Below are 14,652 nucleotides of genomic sequence, written 5' to 3'. Positions count from 1 at the left end.
CACATAATCAGCATTCCGACAGCAAATCTTGCAGATACTACATATGGTATTTGCAAGATTTCGTCTCATTCCGATTTGATCTTATCATATTTCCGTCCAGTAAGTCCATTCACGACTCGCATGCGGTCCCTTACCGAATGGGCGTGAGAGCGGATGGTCATGAGCTTCGATGTCTTGTCCATGCCCTCGAAACTGGCGATCAGCTTGATTTGATTTCCCAGACCGATGAGCATGTCTGCCGCCTGCCTGACGGCGGCAAGGTCGCTGATCGGGAGTTCCAAGCGGACATTGCGGCTGAGCAATTCCTTCTCTATGCCCGTCAGCTTGTCAGCGTCGTCCTTGCGCGATTTCCGGACCATATCCCACTCGGCTTCGCAGATTTGAACCAAAGCGTGCCCCTTTCCGCGCCGGGCTGTAACCGGCGCGTCCGTCGTAGTTGGTATTCGCTGAATGCATTATGTGTGGCGCTGATGCCACTCAGGTGCGCTTGCCGGCCAGAGCTTCCGAGACGCGGCCGATGGTGGTCCGCGTCGCGTTGGCGATGTCGTGATAGCTGGCGCCGGGGTTGGCTGCTGCATATGCGCGGATGTCGTTGGAGGCGCTCTGCCCCCTGCGCCGTGGCGGTGTGCGCTGTACCGGCTTCCTGCGGTGCAGATCGAGTTCCCAGCGGCGAAGGTGTTGGGCGATGTCCGCCGGGTTTATCTGTCCGGCTTCGACGCGCTGCGCCACCACAAGCATTTCGCCTCTGACTTCAGGTATCGTTGCCATTGCTTCCATCCATGGCCTTGTTGAGTGCTTCGATAAGTGCCGGGCTCCGCCATCCCGCATGACGGCGGCGGATGTCCCGAATTTGTCGGCGGAGCGCGGATAGCTCCTTCTCCATGGCATCCGCGTCTCGCTCCATCTGATCGGCCCGCGCCAGTTCTGCGGCGGGGTCGTCAGCCATCCGCCCTCTCCCCCTCCGTCGCGGCCGGCGCGTTGCACACCGGGCACGGCTGCGACGTCGCTTCCTTCTTGGTCCTGTGCTCGCTCCACCCGGCGTCATGTCCGCACCGGTCGCACACCAGATGCACGAAGTAGCGGAAACTGGTGACGCAGCCATGGCTGCCAGCATCCGCCACGCGCAGCAGGACGCGGCGGGGCTTCGGCGGCATGGCGAACAGCGTGGGCTGGCGTCTGGTGTCCTTGCGCAGCGCGTCACTCATGGGTGGCCTCCAGTATGGCGATGAGGAGTGCGAGGGCGTCGGTCGCCCCATCGGCCCACAGCACTTCGCTGTGCATCTCCTTGTCGTGTCGGGCCGGCATGTAGACGCCGATGCGTCTGCTCTCGTCCGGCCCGGTCCCGGTGGAGGTCTTCACCCAGCGCCACCCCTCCGGCACCAGCGCGGCGACGACGCCAAGCAGCACGGGGCGGGGGAGACGACCGACGCGGACGTTGTCGATCAGGTCGTAGAGCGCATAGATTTCGTTCAGTTTGCCGCGCGACAGGACTTGCAGCCCGTCGTCGATCACGTCGCACTCCTCCAGCGATGAGGCGGAGCGGGCGCGCTCCAACAGGTCAGCGGTCATGGTCACCCCTCAGCAGCGCATTGATTTCGTCCGACCGGCGGCGCTTGCCGGCCTTGAAGGCTTGGTTCATGGCATGCGCGACGGCCGCAGCATCCTTGTCGCTGCACCGGATGGCCCTGTAGAGCGCGGGCGCCCCATCCGGCACGACGATCATCCATCCATCGTCGCGCTGTTCAGCCCGGTATTCAGCGGACATCGGCGGTCTCCTGCTGCTGGAGAATGTTGCGGGCCAGTCCGAGATACCGCTCAGCCGGTGCCATGGATGCGGCGCACGGCTCCACGCCGCAGTCACGCTGCATCACGTCAGCAAGCCCGGTCAGCGCCTCCGTCAGCTTGCGCTCGCGCTCCAGAGAGGCGGACAGTGCGGCCTCGAAGGCATGCTCCACGCCGTTCTCGTAGGACGTCAGCGCGGCTTTCTCCAGGTCGGCGTTCTGCTCCTTCAGCCGCTCGATCTCCGCCCGCTGGGCCTCGCCACCATCACGAAGGCCGCGCTCGTATCCGGCCTCCTCCGCAGTGCGAAGCTGCTCCTGATGTCGGGCGGAAGCGGCGTAATAGGCTTTGGCGGCATCCGTGGTCTCATTGTGGATCGCGAACCACGCGTCGGCGCATTCCTTCTCCGCCTTGCGCAGGGCCATCAGTAGGCCGCGCTCGGCGCCAAGCTTGATCCGGCAGCCCGGCTCCGCGCTCGGATCGAAGCCGAAATGCTCACGCGCCCGGTCGTAGTCGATGAAGGTTTCGCCGCAGTGGAAGCACGTCCAGCCATGAGGTGGCGTCGGATAGGTGTCCATCTTCGCCGCCAGTTCTTCCGGCGTCAGGGCGGTGGGGGTCGGAGTTTCAGCCATGATCTTTCATCCCAAGCTTGGCTGCGGCATCAGCCAACTTCGCTGCGGCGCGCAGGTCACTGGCGATTTGCCGACAACTTTTGGCGAAGAGGTCAAGGCGACCGAAGCAGGTATGAGTGGCGGCAATGTTCGCGTTCACCCGGTGTTCAGCCAAGGCATCGTCGATCTTCGACAGCGCCGACAGGTATGGCAGGTTGGGCAGTTCATCCGGGGCGGTGGGGGTCGGGGCGCTCATCGTTGCGGCTCCTTCGCGGCTTCGCTGCGCGGGCGGAAACGTGATGGTGCCCAATCGCAATAGGTGTCGGTCGGCACATGCCCGAACATCGCCTCGCATCGGCGGATGTGGCGGCAGTCACCACAGGTCACGCCATCGGGGAGGGAGGTCCCGCACTCGGTGGTCTCAGCCATTGGCGGCCTCCCCGGCGGAGCGGCGATCCTTCTCCGCGCCCTGAACCCACGGCATGCCCAGCGCCTCTTCAATCTTGCCAAGAGCAATGGATGCGGCGGCTCCCGCGTGCTGGCGCATGTCGTAGGCATAGTGAAGGTCGGAGATGGCGTGCCGGACTTTCTCCACCACCTCCACCACCTCCGGAGCGGATGCGCGGGCGGCGGAGAGGGCGGCGTCAAAGCGCTCCACAACGGCGACCTGCTCAAGCTCCTCTGGAAAAACCGGGCAGCGCGTCACCTTGACCATGGTGCGCAGCGCGGTCGCGGCCTGCACAAGCTCGCTCACGCTGCCGCCCTGCGCGGGCTGTGCGGGGCACGCCTCAAGGTGCGCGAGCCTCGCGCCATCGTGGCCGCATCCGCATTTCGGGCACCAGCCGGCGGGGTCGTTGACGGCGCGTTGCAGGCGGGAGGTCTGCGCTGCGGACGGGGCGGCAGGGGCCGGAGACGGGGCGGCGCATAGCATGGCGCGATAGACTTCCGCCCCGCGCTCACCCCAGCCCTTCGACGTGTCCATGAAGGGGTTATCGTACAGAGCGTTGCCGACCGGCTTGTGTGCCGCCTGCATCATCTCGTGCGTCGGCTCGATGGGGACCAGCTTCCAGCCGGCCGGTATCGTGGTCGTGGTGGTTTCGGTGGTCATGGCGGGCCTCAGGCGGTGGGGGTGGCGGAAGCGATGGCCGCGAGTTCGGCCTTTGCCTCATCAAGGACCTTCTGTGCATCCGTCAGCCGCTTCTGCGCCGCAGCGCGCTTGTCGTTCTCCATCTGCTCAAGGTACCAAGCGGGGACCGGCATGCCGGCTTCCCGACACCGCGTCACAGGTAGCTCCGGCTGCCAAGGCATGCGCTGCCTCTTCGTCGTCCAGAAGCGCTCCCATTCCGTCGCGAGCGCAGCCTTCCCTTCTTCTTCCGACAAGCAGGGGACGCCAGCATGGCCTTCTCTGCCGATGCGGTAGGTCCAGGGGGTGGCGCCGCCGGGCTTGTCGAGGGTGACCTTCAGTTCATCGGCGGGGGCAAAGCCGTTGCCGTATTGCTTCTTCAGGGCAGCGTTGGCCGGGCGGAGGGAGGGGCCGGCATCGCTGTCCAGCATCACGAAGTGCGTGACCTTGCCAGCCAGCCACGCGGCCACGATTTCAGCGGGCCGGCAGGCGGCAATTGCCTTGGCGGTCGCCACCTTCTGGCGCTCGAGCGTCAGGGCTTCCTGCCGGGCAGCGGAAAGGCGCTCATCAATCTCCGAGAGTTCGCCGCGCCGCTCAGAGACCCGCGCATCCAAGACTTCGACCGGAGCCTTTTTGAAGACGGCTCCGACGACAGTGATCCGGTCGGACACCCAAGGTTCGCCGTCGCTTTCGTAGACATGGCGCACGGCGTGCTGACCGCCGTCGAGAGCGCCGGCATACTGACAGAGGTGGCCGTCGGCCAGATAGACTTCATCGCCAATGTTCATGGTGGTCTCCTGCGCTATGCGCTGTGTGGGGCTAGGCGGCGGATGGGGGATCGCACATCAGCGCGTAGCTGTTCTTGGCGTCACCGCCGCTGTGATCGAGGAGGAAGCCAGCGATGCCGCCCTTATGCGCGGTGGCGATAGAGACCAGTTCGGCCAGCCACGTCACCGGAATTTCCTTGCGGTGGACGATGGCGCATGAATGCCCGACATCCAGATAAGCGATGCCTTCGCGAATGTAATCGATCTCGAAATAGCAGCCGCCATTGTCGCCATCGCCGGCATACCTGTTGGGGCATTGGTGCTTTTGCTTTGCCATGATGAACCGTGTCCTGTTGGTTTAAGCGGCCGGGCTAAGCGGCTCTTGGGTCCAGGCGTAGTACCGGCGGCGAATGGCGTCGAAGGTCGCGGCGGCGTCGAGATCGGCGTCCAGATCGCGCTTGCTGCGGATGCCGCACGTTTCCTTGATGAACCGGTCTGCCGCGCCGCTGTCCTTGCAGCCGTAGGGGTAATGAGCCTCGATCCACTGCCAGAAGAGCGGTTCCCGGATCATCATCCCGGCGCGGTTCGCGTTGGTGGTCTGGCGGCGCTCCGGCTCGGCGACAGGGGCGTGCGGCGTCTCCGTGGCGGGGGTGGGCTCTGCCTTCGCTTCTTCCCGCGCCACCGGTATGAACAGGACCATGAACTCTTCCCCGTCCTTGGGGCTGCAATGAGCCCCCTTGAACGGGTGAGTGGTGGGATTGTCCAGCGGGTCGGTGGAAGCGTCCAGGCGGATGCTGGCGTTCATGCCGCGGGCGTTGTCGGACCAGTTGGTGAGGCGCACACGGCCGGCGAACACAGCGCCGCCGGCACGGAGGGCGTTAAACGCTTCTGTCAGCCGATCAGCCATTTTCCTGCGCCTTCTTCGCCAGATACCGACGCCACGGGAGAGAGGCGGCGGCGAACTCCTGCGCCAGCTTCTTCATGTTGATGAAGTGCTTGGCCTCGAATGCCGGCTCACCAATCCGGTGCTGTTCGGCGTGGTGGGCGGAGCACAGCGAAATTGCCCAGCAATCCGAAGGCTTCATCCCCATGCCGCCGTCCGTTCCACAGCGGACGTGAGCCGCTTCGATGGGCATCTCCTTGCAGCCGGGCACGCTGCATTCGTGCTGGCGGACGAAGTTGAGATGGCCGGGGCAGCGGTCGCGCTTGTCTCGGCCGGTGGTGACGGTCTGGCGTTGCCGCCGCGCGGGGAGTGCCATGGGTCACCTCACTCCGCCGGATGGGCAGGCGCCAACAGCAGGCGCTTGCGGTTTTGGGCGTAGGCCTTCACGTCGTCGTAGAGGTCCTGCGGCAGCGTCTCGAGTTGCGGCTTGTGCTCGCGCCAGTAGCTGGTCAGTTCATCAGGCTCGCCGCAGCCATCCAGGCCAAGCTTGAGGGCGGCGGCAGCGGCCTTGTAGCCTTCCGCGTCGCGGTTGGATCGGTTGGCGGCTTCCTCCCGGCGCTTTCCCTCGTACTCGGCCGCGACGGCGTCCCGGTATTTGCTGTCATCGAACAGCCCGAGATACACGTCCGCGCACAGGCCGACGTTGACGAGGCACTTGGTCAGGGCGTCGGTGACGGCCATCTTGTAGGCCTCATCTGCCGCCCGGCCGACTTCGGTTCCGCCGATCTGCGGGCCGGTGAACAGCCGCTCCTTGGTCTCCGGATCGGTGTACCAAGCGTTCACGGTGACGTAGACGGCCGACACAGTGCCATCCTTCGTCTTGAACTCTTCCGACCAACGCTCGGTGATGTCGTAGCCCCAGCCCTTGCCGATGGGGCCGAACACCTCCGTCATGCGCTGGGCGCGCCAGACGGGGTCGATCTGCGTGCCGGTGAAGCCACCGCCCTTCTTGAACGGCTTGGTGGCCTTCGGATCCGTCTTCTTGAGGGTGTCCCACAGGGCGGTGTTGGTGGTCTCGGACATGTTCAGGCCCTCCGGATGGTGAGGGAAGTGCCGCCGTTGGACATGACGGCGAATGGAAGCTCGGTTCCGCCCTTGAGCGCGTCCTTGAGCTTGGTCTTGTCCACCTCGGTCTTGACCTTGGCGAAGCCAGCCTCGATGGCGGCGGCCTCGTCGGTGACGATGACGGAGGCGGGCTTCGCGCCGACGGAGACAGTGGCCTCCGGGAACGTCAGCTTCTTCATGCTGGCGGCTTCCATGGCGGTGAGGATGGCGCCGCGCATGCTGTCGCAGCTTTCGTCGAAGCGCTTCTTGCGGGCCTGCCGGTCCTTGATCTGCTCGGCCAGGGCAGTGGACAGGGTCTCGTATTCGTCGATCTGCCGCAGGACGGCGCCGATGGCCCGGTCCAAGTCGCATTCGCCTTCGAGGGTGTCGGCGAGGGCCTGGGCGTCTTCCGCCAGGGCCGGGAAGCGGCGCACCAGCTCGTCGCGCAGGATCGAGGCGTTGCGGGTCTCGTGGCGGAGGGAGTTGATCGCGTTCATTGGCGGAAGCTCATCGGCTCGGTGTTGTTGAAGATGCCGGCGACATCGGACCCGGCGTCGATCAGGCAGGCGTCAACCCACTCCAGGCCTTCCACGCCATCAGCGATCAGCTTGCGGATGTCGGCATGGACGGAGGCGATGGACTTGTGGGCGGTGGCGAGGATTTCGCGCTGGTCGGGATCGAGGCGGATGGTGTGGGCCATGGCGGTTACTCCGCGGCGAGGGCAGGGACGGGGGCGCGCTGGGCGACGTAGCGCCCCAGGGCGTCCAGGCATTCGCTGAGGCTCCCAGAACCGACCGTGCGGCAGTCCTCGAAGGAGTGCTGATCGGGGCGGAACCAGTGGGTGATGTACACTTCCTCACGCCCGTCCATGCTGAGGGTGAGGGCGAGGCGCCCGTATCCGATGGCGGCGCTCGCGGCGCGCAGGCGGGACTGAAGCTCTTCGACGGTCATATCAGCGCTCCTATGATGCGGCCGGCAGCCCACAGCGCACCTTCGGCGGTCAGGATGGCGGCGGTGATAAGAAGGAAGCGGGTCATTGCGGGTGGACCCTGTTGAGCGGCACACGGCCGGCGCCCATCACGAACACGACGGGCGAGTTGCCGATCAGGTGCGCCTTGCTGGCGGTGACGGTGGAGACGCGGCGGAATGGCGCGGCGTGGTAGGTGACGGGCTTGCCAACCGGGTTGTCGGCGTTGAAGCGCTCAACCTGCATTCGGCTGCGGCTGATGGAGGGGATGCGGTCCATGGGCTCACTCCCCACTCGCATGCTCGATGAGCGCCGCCGGGTCTTCGTCGCACATGGCGGTGGCCCACGCATCGACGGCCGGTTGCGCCTTCTCCCATCCGTTGGCGCCGCGTTCTTCGATCTTCACCGGCTCAATGATGGGGCCGTGCGGCGGCTCACCAATGCCGTCGATGGGGTCGAAGTAGCCCGCAAAGGGCTTGCTGTAGTCGTAGGTGATGCGGACATCGACAGAGGCCGTAACGGTGCCGTCGTCGGCGGTCTGCTCGTAGGTGGTTTCGTAGGTGTGGCGGGTGGACATTGGTCAGCCCTCCCCACGGGCAGCGCGGGCGATCTTGGCCGCGTCGCGGAAAGCCTTGGCGCGGAGCTTCATGTCGCCGCGCATGGTGCCGTTGTGGATGGCCGTGGCGTCGTCGTCCATGCGGGCGGCTTCGGCCTCCAGTGCCGCCGCAATCGCTTCGCCGCTCTCCGTCACCCCCAGCAGCGCGTCGATCTGCTCGGAGGGCTCGTCAACACGGTCTGTGACGTCCGGTTCGTTGACCATGGTGGAAAGCATGACGCGCGATCCGCCGTGGTCACCGGCCCAATACTGGACGATGTGGTCGGCGTTGTAGCGGAACGCGTCTTTGCCATTGTGCAGGGTGATGAAGGTCGCCATGCTTCAGCCCTCCGACACGGTGGAGGTGGCCGAAGAGAGGGCGGCGCGAATTGCGGCCCCGTGCTTGGACGCAAGCCACTGGCGGTTGTTGTCGTCAGCCCAAATTTCCTGCAACACCTTCAGCAGGTCCGGCGCGGCAGCGATCAGGCGGGCGTTGGCTCGGCTCTCATCATCTCCACAGCCGCAGTCAGCAATCCACAGGCCGTGGGGAAACTCTCCCTTCGGACGGACAACCATGGAATTGCTGTAGCCGCCCTTGTCGTTATGTCCGGCTTCCCACGGACCCGACGTGTGTTTGAGCATCGGTCAGCCCTCCACCTTGCCGAAGGCGCCGCAGTAGCCAACCTCGACGGTTTCCGTCTCGCAGTCGTTTACGCTGACCCAGCCGTTCTCCTTGTGCCGCCGCTGGGTTCCGCCTTGGCGCCACGCCATGCACTCGGAAGCGATGCAGCAGACCGGCCCGCCACCGCCAGCTTCAAAAAGAGAAGTTTCCATGTGGATAAGGCGGTTATGGCCATTCCCAACGGGACGTTGGCCCCCGTCCACATCAATGAGCATTTGGCCGCGCACCATAGGGCACCACTTCGTGCGGGCTTCCTGTTCGGTCATCATCATGTCGTCTGTCTCCAGGGGAGTTGCGTGCTGTCCGCAGCCCGCCGTGACGGGCTAGGGACAACGCCCGGATACGCTCCGGGTCGGCGGTGGTCAGAAGTGCACCGAGAAATCGCGACCGCACTTGTCGCACCACTGATGGACATGGCCGCCGCTACAGGCGCCCATGTGATGACCGCGGTGCCAGACCATGCAGATGACGACGCGGATGATGCTCATCGTCGTGTCCTTGCTTGTTGAAAGACCCGCCGGACAGCCTTTGCAGATGTCCGGCGGTAGTTGCCCGAGAGAGGAGCCGCTATGTCGCTAGCGGCGGGCGGTCTCAGGCGCCGCGCTCGGCGACCGCGGCGGCATTCATCGCCTTGGCGGCCCACATCGCGTCCGGGATGTTCTCGTCAGCGATAAGAGAGACGCAGCGAGCGACGATCAGGTTGACGCACTCGATGCGGACGCCAGCGGCAATGACGGTCGCGGTGCCGTCGCCATGGCTGATGGTGCATTCGTCCAAGTCGCTCATGGTGTCGTCCTCTGTTCGTGTTCGTGTGGGGTGGGGGAGGGTCAGGCGACGCGGGCGGCTGGTCGAAAAAGCTCTGGCTGTTCGCGGATGGCTTGCCTGACGCCAATTTCTTTCAGCAGGCCGATGACGCTTAGGTGGCAAGTGAAGGCTTCTTCCCACTTGCCGCTGTCCCGCTTGACCTGAACGCAGGCGTGGGCGTCGCCATCATCGCTGGAGCGATACCAGCGAAAGCGCTGGTCGATTTTGTGGGTCTTGGCGGCGGTCATGGCGGCCTCTGTGTGTGGGGGGCGGTTGTTCAGGCGGCGACCGTGAGGACTTCGGCGCAGGCGGCAGCGACGGAGGCAGCGCGGGCGCGGCGTTTGTCCAAAGCGGCCTGCTGGTGGTCGCATTCGACGGCCTCGCGCTCAGCCCATGCGGCGTCCATGGCAGCGGCGTTCGCCTCTTCGTCCAGCCACGCCAGCAGGCGCTCCACGTCCTTCTTGACCGTGCTTACCCAGGTGTTTTCGATGTAAAGGACACACATGGCCGTTACGTATTCCGACCACGTTTCGCTCGTGTAGACAGCGCGCCCGCCGTCATTGGTATCGACAGTAAACCAGATCGTCTTCTCACCAAGGGCCGGGACGGTCGCGGTGATGCTGGCGCTCTCGCGCTTGGCATCGGTCAGGGTGTAGTTGCCGATGCAGGAGGTGACCTTGATCGTGGCGGCGGTCATGTTGGTTTCCTTGGCGGGTTGTGTGGGGGCGGTCATTTCGGCCCCCGGTGTGGAGCGCGTGCTCCGTGTTTCCGATGACCTGACTATGAACAAATCGTTCCGAACGGTCAAGAACAAAATGTTCCCACATGCGCAAAAGTGGGAGTGTCATAATCGGTTGCGCTCAGCTGCTGTGGCTCGCGCTTCGATACGGGGGAGATGATGAGGAAGGCGCTTATGGTTGGGCTGGCTGGCCTGTTGTCCGTCTTGGCTGGCTGCACATCGGTCTCTGTCCCGATGCCTCAAGCGAAGAAAGGCTCAAGCGTTGTCGTCGGTCAGCGTGTGACGGCTGGCGTTGGCGATCCCATCCTTGCCGAGTACGACTATTTCTATCGTGCCGGTGCAGTGCCTGATGCGTCTGTGGAGGCGCGATCCGCCGAATGGACCATGCGCATCCCGGCCGGGACGCCGCTGATGGAGGTCACGCTGCGTGACCAGAAATGGTACTGCACCACGTTCTTCGCGGCCTACAACCTCATGGGCGTACCGGGGGCCAATGCCTGCCTGCGGGACACCAAGGGAGATGGACACTTCGACCAAGCAGACCACACGGGCGCAAGCTGGGGCAGCGCTCAGACGCAGCCAGTCACCTATCGGGCCACAGAGATTGCGCAGCCGGGCGGCTTTAAGGTGGAGCTGCTTTACGAGGGCATCTCGGGGAATGTGGTCAACATCACCTATCGCGAGTTCGCGGAGAACATGATCCGCCCGGCATTCCAGCAAGACTTGAAATACACCTTGGCGCGGCCTGACGAAGAAATCTCTTTCCGCGGCGTGCGGATCGTCGTGCACTCCGCCACGAACAGCCGGATTGACTACACCGTGCTGTCTGGCATGAGGCGCCAGTGAGAGGGACAGGCTGTCTTGTTGGGGCGGTGGCCGGAATTGCTGGGCTGATCGGCGCCGTGTGCGTCATCATCTCGGCACCAGGAGCTACCGCCGTAGACGTGGCGGCCGGATTGCTTGCCTTCGGGGTGTTGTGGCTGGCGGTGGCGTCAATCGACATAGGCGATGACGAAATTTTGTGAGTGCGACAACCTGACGCACGTCACATTTGGTCAATTCGCATTCTGCAAACCAAACTGGCCTAAGCCGTGCAAACATTGGCGTTTTGCAAATTGCGAGACGCAGGAGCGCCATTCCTACGGCACCAAAGCGCCAATCACGCCATACCATGGTATGCACGTTACAAGGGCGTAACCAAAACGGCGTACACACACTGGTAATCTTTTGGCTAGAATATGGGCATTCCACGGAGCCCAACCGATGGAAGGGCGTGCCGATCAGCGGCTAACTGACCGGCACGCCTTTAGCGAACGTGCATTCGCCCAGGGTATTGATCCAGTGCGCCCGGCGCCTGGGTCTGAACCTCACCTGTCCTTGCCGCCTAGGGGCTGGGGTATAGAAGCACGGATTACGCCAATGTTCGTCAACGAACACACCAGGGTATGCACCTATTGCCGCAGCGCTGCGATTGGTATTTCGCGATTATCGCTTGCAATTTTAGAAAAATGCCAAACGCGGCGATAGGGCGCAACTCTTGCCGTTGCGACAACGTTCCTAATTTGTTCTAATGGGTGCCGAGCAGTGATGGAGCCATACGTGACCGGCGAAGACCAGCGCGTTAGCCTGATTGTGGGATTGGTGGGGTTGCCGGCGGAACGCATCGCGGCGATCCGCCAAGCCATGGAGGCTATTGCTTCTCTTGATGAGGCTGAGGTTGCGCCATTCCTTCAACGATTTCGCGAAGGGCGCGGAGTTTCGTTTCGCTGAGCCCGCCGACGCCAGCGATGATCGCGGCAACGTCTTCGTTCAGCTTCTCTGAGTCCGCCGCGCCGTCATCAAATCCGAGGATTTGGTTGGGCGTTGTCTGGAGCACGCCGCAGATTTTCAGCAGCAGCTCGTAGTCCGGCTGGCGCTCCCCATTGACGTAATGGCTATAGCGGCGCGGGCTGATCTCCACGCGCCGCGCCACCTCAGCGTCGCTAAGACCCAGGTCTTGCGCGCGTTTCCTCATATTTTCGCCGAAGCTCGCCATGCACAGATTGTTCACGGCAGCGCGATGGTTGGCTAGGTACATTTCGTTCTTGCCATCCCGGAACGTTTTGTTCATACTGCCCCCATGACAACGTTCCCGATCATCGAGAAGCTAGGTGGCCGCAAGGCGGCACACGAAAAGCTTCGCTCCCGTGGGTATGACCACACCATCCATGCGATCCGCATGTGGGAGGCGCGCGGCAGCATGCCCGGTGATGCGGTCGTGATGCTGTTGGGCATCGCCGAAGACGAAGGCACGCCCGCACAGTCCAGCGACTTCATGATCGGCCAGATGCCGCCGCGCCGCCCCAGAGCGGCAAGCCACGAAGGGAGGGCGCACGCATGAGCGACCTGACCATTTTCAATTTCCACGGCCGTGACGTCCGCATCAGCGGCGGCCCCGACGATCTGTGGTTCGTCGCCACCGATCTGTGTGAGCCGCTCGGCTACCGAATGGCTAGCGACATGACCCGTATTTTGGATGATGACGAGAAGGGTACGCACATTGTGAGTACCCCCGGCGGCCCCCAGGAGGTCGCAGTCATCTCGGAGCCGGGCGTCTACAAGCTGGTCGCCCGCAGCCGGAAACAGCAGGTCAAGGATTTTGACCGGTTCATCCGGCACGAAGTCCTCCCACAGGTCCGGCGCACTGGCATGTATGCCCCTGCGGTCGCGGCGATGGACCCCCGCCAGATGGGCGGCATCATGAAGGCCGTCGTCCGGGCTCAGATCAAGGAAGCGATCACGGAACTGGCGCCACAGATCATCGCCGCTCAGCTTGCCGCCGATCCGCGTGTCGCCGCTATCCGCGCTGTCACAGCCCTTGAAATCGCGCAGGACGAGGGCGTCCCCCGTAAGGGCCGACACCCCATCGTTGTCAGCATAAGCAAGCGCCTGAAGCGGTATTGCCTTGCTCGCGGGCACGATCCCGACAAACAGCCCGGCAAGTCCGCCAAGCTGTTCCCGGTCGAATACGCCTATGCGTGGCTTCGGGAGGAAGGGCGCGAGTTCATCAGGCGCCGTATCGCCGATGCAGCGGAGCCGGCACCGCTTTTCGCCATTCGCGGCGGCAAGCACTAACCCCCAGACAGACGAACGCCGGCCCCAATCCCCATCGGCAGCCGGCGCGCGTCTCATCACTGATTGAGGCGTACTATGACCCAACATACCACGCTGGTCAAATCCTACCCTGCCGCCGGCTCTGCCGTCACGAACGCAGACGGTTGGCGCTCCTACCTCTCCGGTGGTGAGCCCCGCCACTTTTGGACCGCCATCGGCTTTCAGGCTGTGTTGGGTCTGGTGGCGCTGCATGTCGCTGCCGGACGGGCGGCAGAAGAGGCGCTGACGTTCATCGGCGCGGCTTTGGCGATCATGGCGGTTGCCAGCGTCATCGGCATCGCCGCGGTGTACCTGCTGTTGGGTATCGCCAAGCTGGCCCATGCCTCCGTCCTTACTGTTTGGGGGCTGTGACATGCTCCCCCATAGCCAAACTCTCCAGATGCCTTGCCCAGCCCAGCATTTCGTTGCGGGCGTCCGGGGCGTCCTCATCGGCCGCAGCCTGCCGCAGGATCGTGGCGTAGACCAGCGCATCAATGGGGTTGGTGAGCGGCAACGTCGGTTCCCGATTGTCTCGCTGGAAGCGCATTTCGATGCACAGCGCGGTAGCCATGTAGCGGCACCACAGCCAGCCGCCGATCGTATGGTACTGCGCTTGGCTGCGATGCCACGCGGCTCGTTCCAGGCCGTTGGCTGGGCATGGCGGGGTGTCGAGTGCGACGATCATGCCCATGGCTCAGCGCTTTCCGAAGGTGTCGACCACGGCGATAGCCAGCCCTTCGGCCTCCGGGGCTCGGTTGGTGATGCTGCCCAGCGTCTCCAGGGTGAGGATGATGCAGGCGACCAAGCGCTCTTCGTTGGTGCCCTTCCGCGACTTGTGCGGCTGACCGATCCGCTCGCTTCCCGCCTCGCTCATGGCTTCCTCTCCGTGTTTCTGCGCTGCGGAAATTATGTTCCGGGAGGTGCGCTATGACCACGAAAAGCCCCCGTCGCAAGATGTCGGAAAACGACGACGGCATGGTGATTACGGCCGGCGCCGTTCGGTTCGCTCGCAAGCGTTGGCCGTTCAAGGTCGCCGCCAACCTCGCTGCTGTGCTGCGCATCAGCGAGCGGCAGGCGGAACGGCTGGTGGAGGAAAAGCGGCCCTGGAGCCTGCGGCACATCGGCCGGATGACCGCGGTATTCGGCATGGAGTTTGTCGCCACCGTCTTCCACCCACTGGCAGCCAGAGAAGCACATGCCGAACACATTGCCGTCCGCGAATACCTCGCGCGCCAACGGGCCGCGAACGAAGAGAAGCGCATCGTGGAAAGGGAAGTTGCGGCTTCTTCTGGTGAGGCTGGCAAACGGCCTTCTCTCGCTGTCCGAACGGCTGGGGCAACGGGACGACTGATTGCCAAGCTGGCGCGCCGCCGTCATCCGGAGGCCGCCGCATGACCGAAACACCACCCGCCGGGACCAGCCAGCCTCCCCACCCGGCGCAGACTGGCGGGGGGGGGGAGCAGACC

35 protein-coding genes are annotated in these 14,652 nt (G+C 64.1%); 5 read left to right on the top strand and 30 right to left on the bottom strand.

The window, feature by feature from the left end; all coding sequences use genetic code 11:
- Positions 1–65: 65 nt before the first annotated feature.
- From TSH20_RS07355 to TSH20_RS07235, 27 genes are all read right to left on the bottom strand, one after another.
- The gene (locus TSH20_RS07355; protein WP_158281961.1) at positions 66–359 is read right to left on the bottom strand and encodes a hypothetical protein; all 294 of its coding nucleotides are present in this window, start codon (positions 357–359) and stop codon (positions 66–68) included.
- A 118-nt stretch (positions 360–477) separates the two neighbouring features.
- On the bottom strand, positions 478–768 hold the full coding sequence (locus tag TSH20_RS07350) for a hypothetical protein (protein WP_146205433.1): 291 nt from the start codon (positions 766–768) through the stop codon (positions 478–480).
- A complete protein-coding gene (locus TSH20_RS07345) occupies positions 752–946 on the bottom strand; it encodes a hypothetical protein (protein ID WP_109074113.1) in 195 nt (64 codons plus the stop codon). The genes TSH20_RS07350 and TSH20_RS07345 overlap by 17 nt, the downstream gene beginning before the upstream one ends.
- On the bottom strand, positions 939–1,205 hold the full coding sequence (locus TSH20_RS07340; protein ID WP_109074112.1) for a hypothetical protein: 267 nt from the start codon (positions 1,203–1,205) through the stop codon (positions 939–941). The genes TSH20_RS07345 and TSH20_RS07340 overlap by 8 nt, the downstream gene beginning before the upstream one ends.
- On the bottom strand, positions 1,198–1,569 hold the full coding sequence (locus tag TSH20_RS07335; protein WP_109074111.1) for a hypothetical protein: 372 nt from the start codon (positions 1,567–1,569) through the stop codon (positions 1,198–1,200). Before TSH20_RS07335 ends, TSH20_RS07340 begins: the two co-directional genes overlap by 8 nt.
- Positions 1,559–1,765 (bottom strand): hypothetical protein, encoded by a 207-nt coding sequence (locus tag TSH20_RS07330; RefSeq protein ID WP_109074110.1) that lies wholly within the window; start codon positions 1,763–1,765, stop codon positions 1,559–1,561. The genes TSH20_RS07335 and TSH20_RS07330 overlap by 11 nt, the downstream gene beginning before the upstream one ends.
- Positions 1,755–2,411 carry a hypothetical protein gene (locus TSH20_RS07325; protein ID WP_109074109.1) on the bottom strand — a complete coding sequence of 219 codons (657 nt, stop codon included), beginning with the start codon at positions 2,409–2,411 and terminating at the stop codon, positions 1,755–1,757. Before TSH20_RS07325 ends, TSH20_RS07330 begins: the two co-directional genes overlap by 11 nt.
- Positions 2,404–2,646 carry a hypothetical protein gene (locus tag TSH20_RS07320; protein WP_109074108.1) on the bottom strand — a complete coding sequence of 81 codons (243 nt, stop codon included), beginning with the start codon at positions 2,644–2,646 and terminating at the stop codon, positions 2,404–2,406. Before TSH20_RS07320 ends, TSH20_RS07325 begins: the two co-directional genes overlap by 8 nt.
- The gene (locus TSH20_RS35270) at positions 2,643–2,819 is read right to left on the bottom strand and encodes a hypothetical protein (protein WP_199232091.1); all 177 of its coding nucleotides are present in this window, start codon (positions 2,817–2,819) and stop codon (positions 2,643–2,645) included. The genes TSH20_RS07320 and TSH20_RS35270 overlap by 4 nt, the downstream gene beginning before the upstream one ends.
- Entirely contained in the window at positions 2,812–3,498 is a 687-nt protein-coding gene (locus tag TSH20_RS07315; RefSeq protein WP_109074107.1) for a hypothetical protein, read from the bottom strand. Before TSH20_RS07315 ends, TSH20_RS35270 begins: the two co-directional genes overlap by 8 nt.
- Before the next feature lie 8 nt (positions 3,499–3,506).
- Entirely contained in the window at positions 3,507–4,301 is a 795-nt protein-coding gene (locus TSH20_RS07310; RefSeq protein ID WP_109074106.1) for a hypothetical protein, read from the bottom strand.
- Positions 4,302–4,332: 31 nt separating this feature from the next.
- Positions 4,333–4,617, bottom strand: coding sequence for a hypothetical protein (locus TSH20_RS07305; protein WP_109074105.1), 285 nt, complete (start codon positions 4,615–4,617; stop codon positions 4,333–4,335).
- A gap of 21 nt (positions 4,618–4,638) precedes the next feature.
- Positions 4,639–5,187 carry a hypothetical protein gene (locus TSH20_RS07300; RefSeq protein ID WP_146205432.1) on the bottom strand — a complete coding sequence of 183 codons (549 nt, stop codon included), beginning with the start codon at positions 5,185–5,187 and terminating at the stop codon, positions 4,639–4,641.
- Entirely contained in the window at positions 5,180–5,539 is a 360-nt protein-coding gene (locus tag TSH20_RS07295) for a DUF968 domain-containing protein (protein ID WP_109074103.1), read from the bottom strand. Before TSH20_RS07295 ends, TSH20_RS07300 begins: the two co-directional genes overlap by 8 nt.
- 8 nt (positions 5,540–5,547) lie before the next feature.
- On the bottom strand, positions 5,548–6,246 hold the full coding sequence (locus TSH20_RS07290; protein WP_109074102.1) for a hypothetical protein: 699 nt from the start codon (positions 6,244–6,246) through the stop codon (positions 5,548–5,550).
- A gap of 2 nt (positions 6,247–6,248) precedes the next feature.
- Positions 6,249–6,764 (bottom strand): siphovirus Gp157 family protein, encoded by a 516-nt coding sequence (locus TSH20_RS07285; protein ID WP_109074101.1) that lies wholly within the window; start codon positions 6,762–6,764, stop codon positions 6,249–6,251.
- Complete coding sequence (locus TSH20_RS07280) at positions 6,761–6,967, bottom strand: hypothetical protein (RefSeq protein ID WP_109074100.1); 207 nt, start codon at positions 6,965–6,967, stop codon at positions 6,761–6,763. The genes TSH20_RS07285 and TSH20_RS07280 overlap by 4 nt, the downstream gene beginning before the upstream one ends.
- Before the next feature lie 5 nt (positions 6,968–6,972).
- Positions 6,973–7,218, bottom strand: a complete 246-nt coding sequence (locus TSH20_RS07275; protein ID WP_109074099.1) for a hypothetical protein — start codon at positions 7,216–7,218, stop codon at positions 6,973–6,975.
- An 82-nt stretch (positions 7,219–7,300) separates the two neighbouring features.
- Positions 7,301–7,513: a hypothetical protein gene (locus TSH20_RS07270; protein ID WP_109074098.1), complete on the bottom strand. Its 213-nt coding sequence runs from the start codon at positions 7,511–7,513 to the stop codon at positions 7,301–7,303.
- Between the two features lie 4 nt (positions 7,514–7,517).
- Positions 7,518–7,811: a hypothetical protein gene (locus tag TSH20_RS07265; protein WP_109074097.1), complete on the bottom strand. Its 294-nt coding sequence runs from the start codon at positions 7,809–7,811 to the stop codon at positions 7,518–7,520.
- A gap of 3 nt (positions 7,812–7,814) precedes the next feature.
- A complete protein-coding gene (locus TSH20_RS07260; RefSeq protein ID WP_109074096.1) occupies positions 7,815–8,168 on the bottom strand; it encodes a hypothetical protein in 354 nt (117 codons plus the stop codon).
- Between the two features lie 3 nt (positions 8,169–8,171).
- Positions 8,172–8,471: a hypothetical protein gene (locus TSH20_RS07255; protein WP_109074095.1), complete on the bottom strand. Its 300-nt coding sequence runs from the start codon at positions 8,469–8,471 to the stop codon at positions 8,172–8,174.
- Between the two features lie 3 nt (positions 8,472–8,474).
- Complete coding sequence (locus tag TSH20_RS07250; protein ID WP_109074094.1) at positions 8,475–8,783, bottom strand: hypothetical protein; 309 nt, start codon at positions 8,781–8,783, stop codon at positions 8,475–8,477.
- 90 nt (positions 8,784–8,873) lie between these two features.
- Positions 8,874–8,999, bottom strand: coding sequence for a hypothetical protein (locus tag TSH20_RS36110; protein ID WP_282183566.1), 126 nt, complete (start codon positions 8,997–8,999; stop codon positions 8,874–8,876).
- Between the two features lie 103 nt (positions 9,000–9,102).
- A complete protein-coding gene (locus tag TSH20_RS07245) occupies positions 9,103–9,297 on the bottom strand; it encodes a hypothetical protein (protein WP_109074093.1) in 195 nt (64 codons plus the stop codon).
- 41 nt (positions 9,298–9,338) lie between these two features.
- Complete coding sequence (locus TSH20_RS07240; RefSeq protein WP_109074092.1) at positions 9,339–9,563, bottom strand: hypothetical protein; 225 nt, start codon at positions 9,561–9,563, stop codon at positions 9,339–9,341.
- 29 nt (positions 9,564–9,592) lie between these two features.
- On the bottom strand, positions 9,593–10,012 hold the full coding sequence (locus tag TSH20_RS07235) for a hypothetical protein (RefSeq protein ID WP_146205431.1): 420 nt from the start codon (positions 10,010–10,012) through the stop codon (positions 9,593–9,595).
- 216 nt (positions 10,013–10,228) lie between these two features.
- Here TSH20_RS07235 and TSH20_RS07230 point away from each other — a divergent pair, with 216 nt between their 5' ends.
- Entirely contained in the window at positions 10,229–10,900 is a 672-nt protein-coding gene (locus TSH20_RS07230) for a hypothetical protein (RefSeq protein WP_146205430.1), read from the top strand.
- An 844-nt stretch (positions 10,901–11,744) separates the two neighbouring features.
- Here the strand turns inward: TSH20_RS07230 and TSH20_RS07225 are convergent.
- Positions 11,745–12,164 (bottom strand): helix-turn-helix transcriptional regulator, encoded by a 420-nt coding sequence (locus tag TSH20_RS07225; protein WP_109074089.1) that lies wholly within the window; start codon positions 12,162–12,164, stop codon positions 11,745–11,747.
- Positions 12,165–12,173: 9 nt separating this feature from the next.
- Between TSH20_RS07225 and TSH20_RS07220 the strand changes: the two genes are divergently transcribed.
- The 3 genes from TSH20_RS07220 to TSH20_RS07210 all read left to right on the top strand — a co-directional run bounded on the left by TSH20_RS07220 (position 12,174) and on the right by TSH20_RS07210 (position 13,558).
- Positions 12,174–12,434, top strand: coding sequence for a hypothetical protein (locus tag TSH20_RS07220; protein ID WP_109074088.1), 261 nt, complete (start codon positions 12,174–12,176; stop codon positions 12,432–12,434).
- Positions 12,431–13,168 carry a BRO family protein gene (locus TSH20_RS07215; protein WP_109074087.1) on the top strand — a complete coding sequence of 246 codons (738 nt, stop codon included), beginning with the start codon at positions 12,431–12,433 and terminating at the stop codon, positions 13,166–13,168. Before TSH20_RS07220 ends, TSH20_RS07215 begins: the two co-directional genes overlap by 4 nt.
- A 75-nt stretch (positions 13,169–13,243) precedes the next feature.
- The gene (locus tag TSH20_RS07210; RefSeq protein WP_109074086.1) at positions 13,244–13,558 is read left to right on the top strand and encodes a hypothetical protein; all 315 of its coding nucleotides are present in this window, start codon (positions 13,244–13,246) and stop codon (positions 13,556–13,558) included.
- Here TSH20_RS07210 and TSH20_RS07205 read toward each other — a convergent pair.
- Both TSH20_RS07205 and TSH20_RS07200 read right to left on the bottom strand, forming a co-directional pair.
- Entirely contained in the window at positions 13,539–13,877 is a 339-nt protein-coding gene (locus TSH20_RS07205; protein ID WP_109074085.1) for a hypothetical protein, read from the bottom strand. The genes TSH20_RS07210 and TSH20_RS07205 overlap by 20 nt on opposite strands.
- A gap of 3 nt (positions 13,878–13,880) precedes the next feature.
- Complete coding sequence (locus tag TSH20_RS07200; protein WP_109074084.1) at positions 13,881–14,060, bottom strand: hypothetical protein; 180 nt, start codon at positions 14,058–14,060, stop codon at positions 13,881–13,883.
- A 53-nt stretch (positions 14,061–14,113) separates the two neighbouring features.
- On the opposite strand from TSH20_RS07200, the gene TSH20_RS07195 reads away from it, so the two are divergent.
- Positions 14,114–14,581 carry a hypothetical protein gene (locus TSH20_RS07195; protein ID WP_109074083.1) on the top strand — a complete coding sequence of 156 codons (468 nt, stop codon included), beginning with the start codon at positions 14,114–14,116 and terminating at the stop codon, positions 14,579–14,581.
- Positions 14,582–14,652 lie beyond the last annotated feature (71 nt).

The organism is Azospirillum sp. TSH20 (genome assembly GCF_003115935.1).
Lineage (GTDB): Bacteria > Pseudomonadota > Alphaproteobacteria > Azospirillales > Azospirillaceae > Azospirillum.
This window is presented reverse-complemented; position numbering and strand designations above follow the sequence as displayed.

Coding starts and splice junctions, on each gene's coding strand:
- TSH20_RS07235 (WP_146205431.1), bottom strand. CDS start 10,012: ATGACCGCCGCCACGATCAAGGTCACCTCCTGCATCGGCAACTACACC.
- TSH20_RS07295 (WP_109074103.1), bottom strand. CDS start 5,539: ATGGCACTCCCCGCGCGGCGGCAACGCCAGACCGTCACCACCGGCCGA.
- TSH20_RS07240 (WP_109074092.1), bottom strand. CDS start 9,563: ATGACCGCCGCCAAGACCCACAAAATCGACCAGCGCTTTCGCTGGTAT.
- TSH20_RS07245 (WP_109074093.1), bottom strand. CDS start 9,297: ATGAGCGACTTGGACGAATGCACCATCAGCCATGGCGACGGCACCGCG.
- TSH20_RS07290 (WP_109074102.1), bottom strand. CDS start 6,246: ATGTCCGAGACCACCAACACCGCCCTGTGGGACACCCTCAAGAAGACG.
- TSH20_RS36110 (WP_282183566.1), bottom strand. CDS start 8,999: ATGAGCATCATCCGCGTCGTCATCTGCATGGTCTGGCACCGCGGTCAT.
- TSH20_RS07325 (WP_109074109.1), bottom strand. CDS start 2,411: ATGGCTGAAACTCCGACCCCCACCGCCCTGACGCCGGAAGAACTGGCG.
- TSH20_RS07210 (WP_109074086.1), top strand. CDS start 13,244: ATGACCCAACATACCACGCTGGTCAAATCCTACCCTGCCGCCGGCTCT.
- TSH20_RS07345 (WP_109074113.1), bottom strand. CDS start 946: ATGGCTGACGACCCCGCCGCAGAACTGGCGCGGGCCGATCAGATGGAG.
- TSH20_RS07300 (WP_146205432.1), bottom strand. CDS start 5,187: ATGGCTGATCGGCTGACAGAAGCGTTTAACGCCCTCCGTGCCGGCGGC.
- TSH20_RS07270 (WP_109074098.1), bottom strand. CDS start 7,513: ATGGACCGCATCCCCTCCATCAGCCGCAGCCGAATGCAGGTTGAGCGC.
- TSH20_RS07285 (WP_109074101.1), bottom strand. CDS start 6,764: ATGAACGCGATCAACTCCCTCCGCCACGAGACCCGCAACGCCTCGATC.
- TSH20_RS07195 (WP_109074083.1), top strand. CDS start 14,114: ATGACCACGAAAAGCCCCCGTCGCAAGATGTCGGAAAACGACGACGGC.
- TSH20_RS07335 (WP_109074111.1), bottom strand. CDS start 1,569: ATGACCGCTGACCTGTTGGAGCGCGCCCGCTCCGCCTCATCGCTGGAG.
- TSH20_RS07200 (WP_109074084.1), bottom strand. CDS start 14,060: ATGAGCGAGGCGGGAAGCGAGCGGATCGGTCAGCCGCACAAGTCGCGG.
- TSH20_RS07310 (WP_109074106.1), bottom strand. CDS start 4,301: ATGAACATTGGCGATGAAGTCTATCTGGCCGACGGCCACCTCTGTCAG.
- TSH20_RS07315 (WP_109074107.1), bottom strand. CDS start 3,498: ATGACCACCGAAACCACCACGACCACGATACCGGCCGGCTGGAAGCTG.
- TSH20_RS07220 (WP_109074088.1), top strand. CDS start 12,174: ATGACAACGTTCCCGATCATCGAGAAGCTAGGTGGCCGCAAGGCGGCA.
- TSH20_RS07250 (WP_109074094.1), bottom strand. CDS start 8,783: ATGATGATGACCGAACAGGAAGCCCGCACGAAGTGGTGCCCTATGGTG.
- TSH20_RS35270 (WP_199232091.1), bottom strand. CDS start 2,819: ATGGCTGAGACCACCGAGTGCGGGACCTCCCTCCCCGATGGCGTGACC.
- TSH20_RS07275 (WP_109074099.1), bottom strand. CDS start 7,218: ATGACCGTCGAAGAGCTTCAGTCCCGCCTGCGCGCCGCGAGCGCCGCC.
- TSH20_RS07350 (WP_146205433.1), bottom strand. CDS start 768: ATGGCAACGATACCTGAAGTCAGAGGCGAAATGCTTGTGGTGGCGCAG.
- TSH20_RS07260 (WP_109074096.1), bottom strand. CDS start 8,168: ATGGCGACCTTCATCACCCTGCACAATGGCAAAGACGCGTTCCGCTAC.
- TSH20_RS07340 (WP_109074112.1), bottom strand. CDS start 1,205: ATGAGTGACGCGCTGCGCAAGGACACCAGACGCCAGCCCACGCTGTTC.
- TSH20_RS07305 (WP_109074105.1), bottom strand. CDS start 4,617: ATGGCAAAGCAAAAGCACCAATGCCCCAACAGGTATGCCGGCGATGGC.
- TSH20_RS07355 (WP_158281961.1), bottom strand. CDS start 359: ATGGTCCGGAAATCGCGCAAGGACGACGCTGACAAGCTGACGGGCATA.
- TSH20_RS07205 (WP_109074085.1), bottom strand. CDS start 13,877: ATGGGCATGATCGTCGCACTCGACACCCCGCCATGCCCAGCCAACGGC.
- TSH20_RS07255 (WP_109074095.1), bottom strand. CDS start 8,471: ATGCTCAAACACACGTCGGGTCCGTGGGAAGCCGGACATAACGACAAG.
- TSH20_RS07280 (WP_109074100.1), bottom strand. CDS start 6,967: ATGGCCCACACCATCCGCCTCGATCCCGACCAGCGCGAAATCCTCGCC.
- TSH20_RS07330 (WP_109074110.1), bottom strand. CDS start 1,765: ATGTCCGCTGAATACCGGGCTGAACAGCGCGACGATGGATGGATGATC.
- TSH20_RS07225 (WP_109074089.1), bottom strand. CDS start 12,164: ATGAACAAAACGTTCCGGGATGGCAAGAACGAAATGTACCTAGCCAAC.
- TSH20_RS07265 (WP_109074097.1), bottom strand. CDS start 7,811: ATGTCCACCCGCCACACCTACGAAACCACCTACGAGCAGACCGCCGAC.
- TSH20_RS07320 (WP_109074108.1), bottom strand. CDS start 2,646: ATGAGCGCCCCGACCCCCACCGCCCCGGATGAACTGCCCAACCTGCCA.
- TSH20_RS07215 (WP_109074087.1), top strand. CDS start 12,431: ATGAGCGACCTGACCATTTTCAATTTCCACGGCCGTGACGTCCGCATC.
- TSH20_RS07230 (WP_146205430.1), top strand. CDS start 10,229: ATGGTTGGGCTGGCTGGCCTGTTGTCCGTCTTGGCTGGCTGCACATCG.